The sequence below is a fragment of the Bifidobacterium cuniculi genome, from assembly GCF_000741575.1.
GTDB lineage: Bacteria > Actinomycetota > Actinomycetes > Actinomycetales > Bifidobacteriaceae > Bifidobacterium > Bifidobacterium cuniculi.
The window spans coordinates 1-12,784 of sequence record NZ_JGYV01000010.1; the positions used below are offsets into that span (position 1 = coordinate 1).

Below are 12,784 nucleotides of genomic sequence, written 5' to 3' on the forward strand. Positions count from 1 at the left end.
CGGCGCCGGACGGCGCGGACAGGAAGGCGGCGCGCCGCGGCGAGGGACGAACGGGAGGAGTGATGTCCAATGGCTTCTAACACGACGTACGGCGACTACATGCGCGACATGCCCGGCGGCCTGCGCAACATCGGCATGCCGCTGACGATCGCCGCGATCGCGATCCTCGTGGTCGGCATCTTCGTGATGATGGCGAACCCGCTCGTCGCGCTGGCGATCCTGGCGGTGGGCGAGGGGACGGTCGCGGTCCTGGCGGTGCGCGACCGCGCCCACCGCAACATCGCCGACCGGCAGCTGGAACGGGCCGCGTACCGCCGCCAGATCCGCTCGCGCGCCGCCCTGTACCGCTCCGGGATGCTCGCGCCGGTCGAATCCGGCGTGTGCGCGCTGCCGGGCATCTGCTCCGAGGTGACGCTCGTGGAGGCATCCGACCCGTTCGGCCACCGGTTCACGCTCGTGTCGCACGGGCACACGGGCGAGTACGCGCTGCTCATGGCGTGCCAGCCGCAGGGCACCGCGATGGCCGACGACCACGTCGAGGACGCGTACGTGGCGGCCTGGGCGCACGTGCTCGAATCGCTGGCCGACGAGGACGGCGTGGCCCAGCTCGCGGTCACGGTCGACACGGCGCCCGACTCGGGCGTGCGCTTCCGCCGATCCCTGACCCGGCACATGGTCGACGACGCGCCGGACCTGGCCGCCCGCTGCATGCGCCAGGTCATGGACTCGTACGCCCAGGGCGGCGCGTCGAGCGACACGATCCTCACGCTGACGTTCCGCTACCGCGACCGCAAGGGCAAATGGCTCGACCGTCAGGAGGCCGCGCGCCGCATCGGCCAGCTGATCCCGTCGCTGACGGGCAGGATCACGGACGCGGGCGGCGGCACGCCGCGGTGCATGACGTCCGACGAGATCGCGCGCCTGGTCGCCCAGGCGTACGATCCGCGCGCCCAGGAGACGATCGAGGAGCGCGACGAGGCGCCGTACGTCGACTGGCGCGACGCCGGCCCCGTCGCCGCGGAGGCGCGCTGGGACTACTACCGGCACGATTCGGGCCTGTCCAGGACCTGGCAGATGTGCGACCCGCCGGCCAGCAACGTCACGAGCGGCACGCTGGCCGCGCTGCTGGGGCCGCTGCGCGACGTCGACCGCAAACGCGTCACCCTGATCTTCCACGCGGTGCCCTCCGACCGCACCGCGTTCATGGTCGAGCAGAACCGGCAGAAGGCCGTCAACCAGATCAGCCAGGAGAAACGCCCCTCCATGAAGGCGTCGAAACAGATGGCCATGTCGAACCGGCAGGCCGAGGAGGCCGCGGACGGCGCGGTCCTGGTGTACTTCGGCCTGCTGGTGACCGCGACGGTGCGCGCGGGCGAGCAGGAGGAGGCACGTCTGGAGGCCGCCAGCCACGCGGTCGAATCCGCGGCCGGCGCCGCGAAGATCAACCTGCGTCCCTGCTACGCGGCGCAGGACACCGGCTTCGCCGCATGCCTGCCGCTCGGCTTCGACGTGCGCAGCTACAAGCCGTCGACGCTGACCGGATTCATCGGATAGGAAAGTCGGATAGGAAAGGAGGACGCCATGGCATGGCGGCGACACGGCGGGGACATGGACGAGGACGCGTTCAGCGCGGGCGCGCTGGAGGAGCCCGTGAGCGCCGACCGGTCCCACGCGGCCGCGCGCACGACATGGGCCGGCCGGGCCGGCGTCGGGGGCGGGCGCGCCGCCCTGATGCCGAGCGTCGACGAGTTCTACGGCGCGTCGACGCAGGTGTGCGGCGGTTTCTGGCCGTTCTCCACGGACATGGCGCTGCCCGTCGACGGCGTGCCGGTCGGCCGGTCCCTGGCGACGGGCGCGGCCGTGTGCTGCGACCCGATCAGCTGGTTCAAAGCGGGGATCATCGAGCAGCCCTCCATGTTCGTCATGGGGCTGCCCGCGATCGGCAAGAGCACGTTCGTGCGCCGCCAGGTGTGGGGGCTGGCCGCCCTGGGCATGCACGCGATCATCCCGGGCGACCTCAAACCCGACTACGCGCCGCTCACGCGCATGCTCGGCGGCCAGGTCATCCGGCTGGGCGCCGGCGTGGGCTCGATCAACATCATGGACCCCGGCGACGTGCATGCGGCGCTGCGCCATGTGACGGGCGACGCGCGCGCGGACATGCTCGCCGACTGGCACGAGAGGCGCAAGACGCTGCTCGAGATCGTGCTCACCATCTCGCGTTCGGGCCGCGCCGACGGCGCGCGCACCGTCTCGGACGTGGAATCCAACATCCTGTCCACCAGCCTGCAGATCCTGCACGAGCATACGGGCGGCGACGCGGTGCCCCCGGTCGTCGCCGACCTGCGCGACCTCATCCAGGCGGGCCCCGACGCGGTGCGCGCCGCAGCCGTGTTCGACGCCCCCGACGACGACGAACGCTACCGGCGGGCCACCCGGGACCTGATCGCCAGCCTGCACGGCATCGCCAACCCGCGCGGCCGGTACGGGCGGCTGTTCTGCGAGCAGACCACCGAGCACGTCGACCTGACGCGTCCGGTGGACTGGGACATCAGCGCGCTGGCCCAGGGCGGCGACGACGTGGTCGCGGCCACCCTCGCCGCGACCTGGACGAGCGCGTTCGCCGCCAAGAACAAGGCGGACGTGCTCGCCGACGCGGGCCTCGCCCCGGCGCGCAACCACGTGATCATCCTTGATGAGATGCACCGCGCGCTGCGCGCCAGCCCGCTCATGGTCGACTCGCTCGACCTGCTCACCCGCCTTAATAGACAGTGGGGCGTCGGGCAGATCATGATCACGCACACGTTCGCCGACCTCATGTGCCTGGACACCGCCGCCCAGAACGCCAAGGCGCGCGGATTCGTGGAACGCTCGAAGATCAAGGTCCTCGGCGCCCTGAGCCGCACCGAAGTGTCGCGCTTCCTGCGCTCCGAGAGCGGCCTGCCGGTGTCGGCGCGCGAGGAGGACCTGCTCGACGACTGGGCCACGCCGACCAACTTCCGCGCCCACGCCGCCCTCAAGGGCATGGGCAAGTTCCTGATCAAGCTCGGAGGGCTGCCCGGCATCCCCATCTCGCTGGAGCTGTGCGACCTGGAACGCGGCGGATTCAACGACACGAACGCCAAATGGCACTGACAAGGAGGAGACGCGATGCACGAGGACGGCTACGAGGAGATGGGCGCCGTATGCGAGGCCCTGGAACGCGCGGGCGCCGACCCGCGCGGCCTGCGGCGCGTCGAGTTCGACCTGCCCGGCCGCACCCTGCACGGCTGGGCGCTCGACGACGGGCGCCTGCCGCAGTCCGTGCGCACGGCGCTGCCGCACGGATGGGGCGTGCGCCCCGCCGCGCAGGGCGACGACGAGACGCTGTCGGCGGGCCATGGGCGCCTGGTCGGCCACCGCATGGACATCGTCGCCCCGCCGGCCCTGGCCGAGGCCATCGACACGGGGGCCCGTGGCCGCCGTCGACGGCGACGACTGGGGGTTCACGGACATGCGCACGCTCGCCGGCGACGCCGGATGGGGATACCCCAATCCCGCCTGCGCGTGCGGGGCGGAGCCCGGCGCGCCCGGGGCGAGGCGATGAGACTGACGCCCCCGTCGGGAGGCGACCTGCGCGCCCGGACCCGGCACGCGGCCGCACGCTACCTGTTCGAGGGCAGCACGCGCGGCGGCTTCGACCCGCATGTGCGCGCCCGCTGGGCCGAGGCCGCGCGCACGGCCTGGACGCGCACCCTGCAGGGCCGCGGCTGCATGGACGACACGGCCCTCGTATCGGTGGGGCTGCGCTACCAGCGCGAGGACCTCATGCGCGCCCTGCTGTCCATGACGCTCGCCCCGGACGGCGCGCCGGGCATGGACCGCGACGCGGTGCTGCGCGCGGCCTGCGCGCCGCGCGGCGCCGACATGCGGCTGACGCGCGCGATCCGCGCCGTCGGGGCGATCGGCGCCACCTGCGACGACCCGGCGCAGCGCACGGCCATGGGCGCGATGCTGTGCGTGCTCGACCTGGCCGCGGGCCGGCCCGGGGACGCGCTCGTCGACGCGCTCGACGTGCTGGACGGCGACGACGCGCACCCGTGGGCGCGCGGCGTGCTCGCCGTGCTGCCCGACCCGCCGTGCGCATGTGGTCCGCGGGACGCGCGCACGGATGCGAGCATGTGATGGAGACGGCGCGCCGGCGACGGACCGGCGCGGCCGCACCCTCGCGGAAGGAGACATGATGCAGGCGATGCAGACAGTGCGCGGCAACCTAGCCGCCAACCCGGTGTTCTGGCCCGAGAAACCCGACGACCGTGGCGTCATGCTGCCGGCCAGATGGTCGGCGACCGTGCTGGAGAGCCGCCGCGTGCGCGGCGCCGACGGCGAATGGCGCGATGACCCGCGCGGACCGGTCGCGGTCGCGGTCAACGTGTACGGGGCCGCGGCGATGACGCTCGCGCGATGCGACATGCACCGCGGCGACCCGGTCGTCGCGATCGGCGAGCAGGTGCGCGTCGACTCCTACATGACGCGTGAGGGGGAGCCGGCCGCCCGGTTCGAGCTGACCGCGGCCGCCGTGTGCTTCGACACGATCCTGCTGCGCCGGCGCGCCGAGCACGCCGCGGACCGCAGCCGCCCGTACGCCGAACGCGAGGCCGCGCCGGACGCGGCCGGCACGGAGGCGTGAGCATGGACGTCAACCCGCACCTGCAGACCAACCGCATCGCCGACCTGGGCTCCACGGTGCGCCCCAGCCGCAGGATCGCGCTCGTGTGCATCCTGTGCGCCGTGGGCGTGCTCGCCGCGTTCGCCGCGGCGGCGATGGGCGAGGGCCGCGCGTTCGACCTGTTCGCCATGCTCGCCGTGTCCGCCGGCCGGTGGCGGCCCGAGGCGGCCACATGGTGGCGGTTCGCCGCGATCATGGCCGCGGCGGGCGCGGCAGCCCTGGCCGCGTCCCTCGCCTGGAGGCGTCGTCCGGGCCGCGCGGCGGGACGCGGCGAGACGCGCGTCGACGTGTACGCGGCGGCCATGGGATACGGCGAGGCGACGCGCAAACTGTCTCGCGAGCACGCGCAGGACATGGCGCGCCGCCTGGTCGCCGACTGGGACGCGGCGACGATGGAGCCCGGATACCCGTTGGGCGTCAACCTCAAGGACCGGCGCCCGATCAGCACCAGCTGGGAGGACATGGTCGTCGTGTTCGCCGGCCCGCGCTCGGGAAAATCCCTGTGCTACGCGATCCCCGCGGTCAACTCCGCGCCCGGGCCGTGCCTGGCGACCAGCAACAAGGGCGACATCATCGACAACACGCGCGCCGTGCGCGAACACCGCTTCCCCGACGGGCGCATCTGGGTGTTCGACCCCGAACGCATCGCCGACCCCGGGCGCGGTCGCGCGAACTTCGTATGGGACCTGGTGGGCGCGATCCGCACCCTGGCCGACGCCAAACGCGTCGCCGACTGCTGGCGGTACGCGTCCGGCCAGCCCCAGACCGGCGGCGACGACTTCTTCCCGGGCACCGCCGCCCAGCAGCTCGCCGACTACCTGTTCGCCGCGCATCTGGGCGGACGGCCGATCAGCGACGTGTTCCGATGGGCCAGCAACGAGCGCGACGACGAGGCCGCCCAGATCCTGCGCCGCCACGGCGGCTACGACAACATCGCCGCCCGCGTCGCCTCCGTGATCGCGCTGACGCCCGAGACCCGCTCGGGCGTGTTCGGCTCCCTGCAGACCATGGTCGCGTTCCTGGCCGACCCCGACCTGCTCGACTGGGTCGAACCGCGCGAGGGCGACCCCCGGCCCGTGTTCGACGCGCGCGAGTTCGCGCTGGGCCACGACACGCTCTACCTGCTGAGCGCGCAAGGCAGGCCGAGCACCGCGCTGACGGCCGCGTTCACCGCGATGACCGCGTTCACTGCGTTCAACATCGCCCAGGGCGAATGCGCGTCCAACAACCGGCGCCTGCCCGTGCCGCTGTGCCTCGTGCTCGACGAGGCCGCGAACATCTGCCGCTGGCCCGAACTGGCCGACGTGTACAGCTACTTCGGATCGGCCGGCATCCCGATCATGACGATCTGGCAGAACCCCGACCAGGGCAAGGCCGCGTTCGGCGAGACCAACTTCGGCTCGCTGTTCAACAACGCCAACACCCTGGTGTACATCGGCGGCATCAAGGACGCGAAATGGCTGGCCGACATCTCCGGCCTGGTCGGCCAGCGCGACATCGTGCGCGGCTCGGTCAACGTCGACTCGCGCGGATCCAGGAGCGTGAACCGCTCCATCCAACGCGAGAACATCCTCGACGTGTCCGACCTGGCCGAATGGCCCGTCGGACGCGCGCTGGTCCTCGCCTCGCAATGCCGCGCGCAGATCGCGCGCACCGTGCCATGGACCGAGCACCGCCAATGGGCCGACCTCGTCAACGCGGCCCGGCACACGAAGGAGGCGGCATGAGCGAGAACAACGCTGTCCAGTTCTTCGGCCGGTTCCGCCGTCCCGGCGCATCCGAACCGGCCGCCGCCGCGCAGCCCGCACGGCGGCAGACGGCCCCGGAGGCGCCGGATCCGGGCGACGGCGCCGAACAGGCGCCCATGCCGGCGCCCGCCCCCATGGGACCGCCGCCCGCGCCGACCACCACGCAGCTGCAGGAGGCCGCGCGCCTGATCGTGCGCGCCGAGGGGCACTCCCTGGCGACCCTGCTGTTCGGCGCGATGATCGAGGAGAGCATCGACGCGTCGGGCCACGACGCCACCGACATACGGCCCCGGAGTCACACGCCGGCACACGCCGCAGACGCCGACCCGGCCGCCGAGACGCGCGACGGCCACGACGACACCGATACCGGACGGGGCGGCCCCGCCGCCGACGCGCCGCAGGACGGGCCGGACGCGGCGCAGGAGGACATGGACGCGCCCGGGCCGGCCGAAGACGAGGCAGAGCCGGACGCGAACGCGCCCGAGGTGGCCGACTACCGCGTCATCGGACAGTTCGGCGAACGCGCGCGCGACCTGTACTACCGCAACCTGCCGGCGTTCGTCGAGGGCTTCGTCGCGCACGTGCTCGCCTTCCAGCAGAACACGTCCTCGCCGTACCGGTGGGTCGAGGACTGGTGGCGCTGGCCCCAGATCGTGTTCCCCCTGGACGCGTTGTGGCGCGGCTACGAGGCCGCCCGCAAACAGCCGGCCGGCATGATGGTCTGGTACATGCAGCTGTACGGGGTCCTCGACCGCGTGTTCAACCCGGACCGCGGCATCGTCGCCTCGCTGCCCGCCGTGCAGACCTACACCGACCGGGGACAGCCCTTGCCGTGCGCGCCGCCGCCCGCCGACTGGCGGCAGCGCATCACCGCCACGCTCGCCGTCGGACACGACGAACCCCTGCCGGCAGGCGGGCGCGAGGACACGGGACGCGCGCCGCGCGGCCCACGATACGCAGAAAGGACGCAATGATGGGCGGACAGGACGCGGAGGACGGCCTCGACCAGCTGCTCTCCAATATGAACACCCAATGCGCGCAGACCCTCAGCCGGCTGCACGTGTGGATCGACCGCAAGAACCACGAGCTCAAAGCCAGATATGAGCAGCGCCAACGCGAGGCGCGCCAGGAGACGCTGCACGAGCGGCGCGAGCAGGAGGCCGAGGCCAGACGCCTGGAGGCGCAGCGCGCAGCCCTGCACCAATGGGAGACGGCCAACCGCGCCCGGCTCAACGAGGGGTTCGAGTACACGCTCGAGCAGAGCGTCCTGTCGGGCCGCGCCGGCGAACTCGACGACCGCAGCCTGCTGCGCGCATGGATCGTCGGCGAGCAGCTCGAGGGCGCGGACCCCGGATGGGCGGCGAAACTCGAGCGCGCGCAACGCGTCATGCGCGACGAATGGACACGGCGCCACGGCGAGGGGGACATCGCCGCCGTCGCCTGCCAGCACACGAACCGGGCCGTCATCACCTACGCGACGCACGGCGCCGACCTGGACGCCACGCTCGACGCGCTGCGCAAGGGAGGCATCCCCGTGCGCCTGCAACGCGCCGACGACCCGCAGGGGTTCCTGGCCGACCACCCGGCGGGCTTCCGCGTGCAGACCCGGTGGGGAGGCCAATGGTACGGGTGGGACGAAACGCGCATCCACGACGCCGTCATGCGCGCCGCCAACGAGGACATCGACTCCGACGGCGTCGACGACGCCATCGCCTACCTCAAGGACCTCGACCTCGACGAATCCGCGCCCGCCGACCGCACCGCCGCCGGCATCGAACCGGCCGAGACCAGCGAGATCGAACGCGGCGAACTGCGCGACGCCGCGCCCGACGGGGCGACGGAGACGACCACGGCCGACTTCGAACAGGACGCGGCCGACATGGACGCCCGCGGCATGTTCGACATGACGCAGACGCAGACCGGCGGCGACGACGTATTCGGCATGTGGTCGGTCGTCGACGAAAGCGACATGGCCGCATCCTCGGACGAGCCCGGCCCCGCACCCGTCCTCGACCCGCGCGGCTTCGAACGGCGCGCGGCCGAGGCCGCCGCCATCTGACGGAGGGGGCGTCATGGACCAGCCGCAGGACCTGCGATACCGGATCGAACGCTACGAGGACGGCACGCTGTGCGTGACCGCGACATGCCCGCCCGACCCCGACGACGTGCGCATGGCGGCCGACCTGGGATGGGACGGGCCCGCGCGCGGCGACTGGCAGACGATCACCGTCGCCGCGCCCACGCTGCCCGCCGGCGGCGACCGCATCGCCGTGGGCGCCTACCGGATCGACGGCGAACTGACACGCCGCGCCTTCGCCGACCTCGGCCTCGAGGAGCGCGCAAGCATACGGATCGGGCCGCACCGGGCGCGGGTCGTCATCGCGGACCTGCCCGCCGACTGGCGCGACAACCCGTTGGTCGACACCGACATCCCCGGCCCCATGCCGGACCCCGGCCCGCCGGCCGCGCACGCATTCACCCGCTGAGCGCATGGAGGAAGGAACGACGATGAGCGAAGACAGAATGGAGCGGATCGACAGCCTGCTCGACCCCCACCGGCGCATCAGCACGGAACGCCGCGCCATGCAGCCCGACCTGGGATGGGACCCCACCGAGACCGTGGGACGCAAGATCACCCGCCTGTCCTACCATCTGGGCGCCCAATGGCTCGACACGGTCCGCGACGCGCACGACAGCTGCGCCGCTCGGGACATCCTCGCCGAAGCCGTGCTCATCCACCTGCCCGACGCCTACACGTCCACGGCGCAGGCCGACCCCGACCCGGCCGGCCGCGTGCGCATCATGGGCGCGGACGAGCCGCCCGACTGGGCGCGGCGCACACTCGAGAAAGGCGGGTACCCGTCGCGGCACGTGCACGCCGTCATGGACCTCGGCCAGGTCGACATGGACAGGCTCGGATCGTTCCGCGGGGTGCGCCGGCGCGAGGGGACGACGATGTCCGTCCTGCTCGCCGACGGCGTACGCCACACCGCACGCAGCATGTTCTCCAAGACGGCCGACCACCCATACCTCGACGACCGGGCCTGCAGCTGGGGCCTTCCCCGGCCGGACGTGTTCGCGTTCCGTGAGCGCATCGCCAGCCGGCCCGACATCGTGGGCCGCCTCGACGTGGAGATGCTGCTGGGGCACATCAGGCTGCGCGCCGCCCTGAGCGAGCTCACCGGCATCGACATCAGCAAGCGGCGCGACGAACTCGCCCTGTGGGCGCGGCCGACACCCGAACGCGACCGGCGCCGCGCCGACGTGCTGGATGCACTGTCCGGGGCGCTCGACCGCATCGCCATGAGCGAGGACGCGCACCGGCTCCAGGCCCTCAACATCAAGGACCGGCGCACCGGATCGATCGCCGGCGCGTTCGACGACAAGATCGTCGTATCCCGCCAGGTCGCCGATCTGGCCGCGCGCAGCCCCCTCAACGCGCTGGTCGGCCACGTCGAATACGACGAGGACATCGACCGGACCAAAATACACCAGATGGAGCAGGAGATCATCACGGCGATGCGCCACCTGCCCCAAAGCGGCCGTGGCCTGGACGCGCTGCGCGTGCGCAAGCTCGGGCGATACCGGGGCAACACCATGGGCGTGTACTCGCCGCTGCACGTCGCGATCGCGCTCGACGACGGCAAAGCCACCAGGAACGGCTACAGCGGCATGAGCAGCTTCCTGCACGAATGGGCCCACCACCTCGACCACACCAGCGTCGAAGGCACGCAACTGAGCATGGGCGCAGACTTCCGGCCCATGCTCCAGGCCGTCGTCGACGACGTCGACACGCGCGCCGAACAGTATTCGCGCGACTTCAGGGACTACCTCAAGACCCCCACCGAGGCGTTCGCCAGGTCCTTCGAATACTGGGCGAGCGAAATCGTCGGGGTCGAATCGAGCCTGCTGGCCGACCACGACACCTACCGCACCAACAACCGCTACGCCGCTCAGCGCGCCCACGAGGGCCTGCTCGACCGCACCATGCGGGGATTCTTCCCCGACTTCCGGCCCTTCGACACGCTCGACCCGGCCCAATGGGAGCGCAGGCGCGATGAGGCCGACGAGACCGCCGTGGAGGACGACCCGTACGCCGCGGCGCCGATCGACCCGTTCGACTACTCGAACGCCGTGCAACCCGACATCTTCGACCTGCTCGCCATGGACCAGACGTCCACGGCGCACGTCCGATGACCTCGGGCACGAGACAGGCGCGCCGACAATGGGGGTTCCTGTTCAATGGAGACGAGCTCAGGTACATGGGGCGCGCACGTCTACGATTGCGGGTCGTCGTTGTTCGTGTGCACGTCCCTGGGGGCATGCGGCGGCGTCTCGACAATCCCGGCGAGGCCATCGAAAGGAACCTGCGGATACCGAACATGATGTTGAGCGTCGCGGGCTGGCGCCAAAGCTATCTGGGATTCCTGCAATCGCCGCAGGCATATGGTTTCCGTCAGGAACTGGTCGGCATGTGGGACAGGATAGGCGCCGACGTCACCGATGTGGTCATCGACGCGGCGCCGGGGATTGACGATGTCAGACGCGAGTTCTTCCGCGCGACGCTGGCCTTTTGCCGCGAGTATATCCTGCTTCCCGCATGCGAACAGGGATTGGAGGAGCGTGGGCTCGCCCTCGGTGCCGGGGATGTGATGTCGTCGCGCATATGGGGCGGCGACGTTCCTGGGCGCGCCTCCCGTTAGCGCCGCTGCCCCTTACGGGGTCTGGCGTTCGGCGCCTTCGCCCCAGTGCCGTTCGACTGCTCGGTCGGCGCGCGAACCCGGTATCTTCGACCTTTCCGCCATGGACGGCGGCCCGAGCGCGGGGCGCTCATCGGGCCCGCCCCGTCTCCTGGGCGAAGCCGGTTGCGGGACCCATGCGGTTCTGCGTATGCGTGATGTACTCGCCATAGAGCGTTTCGAGCTCGTCCGCGATGGCGCGCCTCCACGCCTCGTCGCCGACGGTGGGGCCGATCGCCGCCGGTTCGATGAACCGGGCCAGTTCGTCGCGGAAGGCGCGTGATCGCAGGGCCGCGGGTATGCTGCGGTCCCCGGACAGTCTGGAGGCCCAGTCCGGCCGTTCCGAATAATCGTCCTGTTTCCTGTCGAGCACGTCCCATACGTTCGACCTGTCCGACAGACGCTTCGCACCGATCCAGCCCATGTCCCACAGGTCCCTGTAGCGCAGGTGGTTTGCGGCCACGTACGAGAGCATCTTGTCCGCCATGATCTCGTCAAGGCTCTCCACGGTGATCGGGATACGGTCGAACAGCCCATACAGCCGCCTGTAGTTGACCTCGACGGTCGCGGGTACGGGATCGTACGCGGGGACGGCCGCGACCTCGAGCTTGATGATCTGGCTGGGCATGTCCTTCGTGTGCAGCGCGGTGCGGATGCGGATGCGCCACCGGCTGACCATGCCCTCGGGCTTGGGGGTGCGGATCGCGATGCTGGAGCCGGGGGAGAGCGACGCCAGTCTGCGTTCGATCGCCTCGCCCATCGCGGTGAACGACTCCAGCGAGAAATCCCGGCCGCCGGCGAAGTCCAGATCCTCGCTGTAGCGGGGCGATCCGTGGCATAGGCGCAGGCTGGTGCCTCCCTGGAAGACGAGCCGGTCGAGATAGCCCTCCTCGCGCATCGTGCTGAGGATGGCGTAGTGGTAGAGCTCCTTGGTGATGACCGGGATCAGCGCCTGCATGCCCTCCTCGCGCGCGATGATCCGCGCCATCTGCTCGGGTGTCCCCTCATTCGTCCTCATCCCAGTACAGCTCCTCCTCGTCGACCAGGTGCAGGTTCCTGCCCACATCCTTGAGATTGCGGTATGCGAACATCTTAGCCGCGATGGGTAGCCGGCCGCGGCGCATGACCAGGCCTGGCAGGATCGCGGCGGCGGACAGCTTGCTGTGCGTCAGCTCCGCGGTGCCGAACCTGGTGGGGAAGAGGCCGCTGCGTCCGGTGGTCATGTAGGTGACGCGCCCCATCGGGATCTGGCTGATCACGCCATACTGGCTCAATGCGCTTTCCAGGCTCTCCCAGGTGATGCGGCCCGGCCGCAGGCAGCGCGCGACCTCATCGAGCGTGCCCTCGCCGATGCGCTCCGAATACGTGTACACATACACCCCGTGCGCCGCGCGTTCCAGGATGCCCGCCGAACACAGGGACGTGACTGTCCGGGTCAACGCCGCCCCATGCTCGCCGAACGGCACCGACAGGTCGGCCTTGCGGTACACGTACAATCGCAGCCGGCGGTCCATGTCCGACAGCTTGCTCAGCGCCAGGTCACGTCTCATGATCAAGAGTATACTGAATTTACTACAAAAATAGAAATT

General features: G+C 71.1%; 12 protein-coding genes. 10 read left to right on the forward strand and 2 right to left on the reverse strand.

Annotation, left to right across the window (positions count from 1 at the left end):
• The first annotated feature begins 69 nt into the window (after window positions 1-69).
• The 10 genes from BCUN_RS06260 (at window position 70) to BCUN_RS06305 (ending at window position 11,159) form a co-directional block, all read left to right on the forward strand.
• Window positions 70-1,554 carry an SCO6880 family protein gene (locus BCUN_RS06260; RefSeq protein ID WP_033518625.1) on the forward strand — a complete coding sequence of 495 codons (1,485 nt, stop codon included), beginning with the start codon at window positions 70-72 and terminating at the stop codon, window positions 1,552-1,554.
• Between the two features lie 54 nt (window positions 1,555-1,608).
• The gene (locus tag BCUN_RS06265; RefSeq protein ID WP_407641090.1) at window positions 1,609-3,135 is read left to right on the forward strand and encodes an ATPase; all 1,527 of its coding nucleotides are present in this window, start codon (window positions 1,609-1,611) and stop codon (window positions 3,133-3,135) included.
• A 447-nt stretch (window positions 3,136-3,582) separates the two neighbouring features.
• Complete coding sequence (locus BCUN_RS12280) at window positions 3,583-4,164, forward strand: hypothetical protein (protein ID WP_156100132.1); 582 nt, start codon at window positions 3,583-3,585, stop codon at window positions 4,162-4,164.
• Complete coding sequence (locus BCUN_RS06275; protein ID WP_238552342.1) at window positions 4,151-4,669, forward strand: single-stranded DNA-binding protein; 519 nt, start codon at window positions 4,151-4,153, stop codon at window positions 4,667-4,669. Before BCUN_RS12280 ends, BCUN_RS06275 begins: the two co-directional genes overlap by 14 nt.
• 2 nt (window positions 4,670-4,671) lie before the next feature.
• On the forward strand, window positions 4,672-6,435 hold the full coding sequence (locus BCUN_RS06280) for a type IV secretory system conjugative DNA transfer family protein (RefSeq protein WP_034258488.1): 1,764 nt from the start codon (window positions 4,672-4,674) through the stop codon (window positions 6,433-6,435).
• The gene (locus BCUN_RS11425) at window positions 6,432-7,430 is read left to right on the forward strand and encodes a DUF4913 domain-containing protein (RefSeq protein ID WP_051920871.1); all 999 of its coding nucleotides are present in this window, start codon (window positions 6,432-6,434) and stop codon (window positions 7,428-7,430) included. Before BCUN_RS06280 ends, BCUN_RS11425 begins: the two co-directional genes overlap by 4 nt.
• Complete coding sequence (locus BCUN_RS06290) at window positions 7,427-8,515, forward strand: hypothetical protein (RefSeq protein WP_152598167.1); 1,089 nt, start codon at window positions 7,427-7,429, stop codon at window positions 8,513-8,515. Before BCUN_RS11425 ends, BCUN_RS06290 begins: the two co-directional genes overlap by 4 nt.
• 13 nt (window positions 8,516-8,528) lie before the next feature.
• Window positions 8,529-8,942 (forward strand): hypothetical protein, encoded by a 414-nt coding sequence (locus BCUN_RS06295; RefSeq protein WP_051920873.1) that lies wholly within the window; start codon window positions 8,529-8,531, stop codon window positions 8,940-8,942.
• 22 nt (window positions 8,943-8,964) lie between these two features.
• Window positions 8,965-10,653, forward strand: coding sequence for a hypothetical protein (locus BCUN_RS06300; protein ID WP_152598168.1), 1,689 nt, complete (start codon window positions 8,965-8,967; stop codon window positions 10,651-10,653).
• A 125-nt stretch (window positions 10,654-10,778) separates the two neighbouring features.
• Window positions 10,779-11,159: a HipA domain-containing protein gene (locus tag BCUN_RS06305; RefSeq protein WP_152598169.1), complete on the forward strand. Its 381-nt coding sequence runs from the start codon at window positions 10,779-10,781 to the stop codon at window positions 11,157-11,159.
• A gap of 127 nt (window positions 11,160-11,286) precedes the next feature.
• Here BCUN_RS06305 and BCUN_RS06310 read toward each other — a convergent pair whose 3' ends face one another.
• Window positions 11,287-12,213, reverse strand: coding sequence for a nucleotidyl transferase AbiEii/AbiGii toxin family protein (locus BCUN_RS06310; RefSeq protein WP_160257649.1), 927 nt, complete (start codon window positions 12,211-12,213; stop codon window positions 11,287-11,289).
• Window positions 12,200-12,745, reverse strand: coding sequence for a type IV toxin-antitoxin system AbiEi family antitoxin (abiEi, locus tag BCUN_RS06315; RefSeq protein WP_033517345.1), 546 nt, complete (start codon window positions 12,743-12,745; stop codon window positions 12,200-12,202). The genes BCUN_RS06310 and abiEi overlap by 14 nt, the downstream gene beginning before the upstream one ends.
• Between the last annotated feature and the right edge of the window lie 39 nt (window positions 12,746-12,784).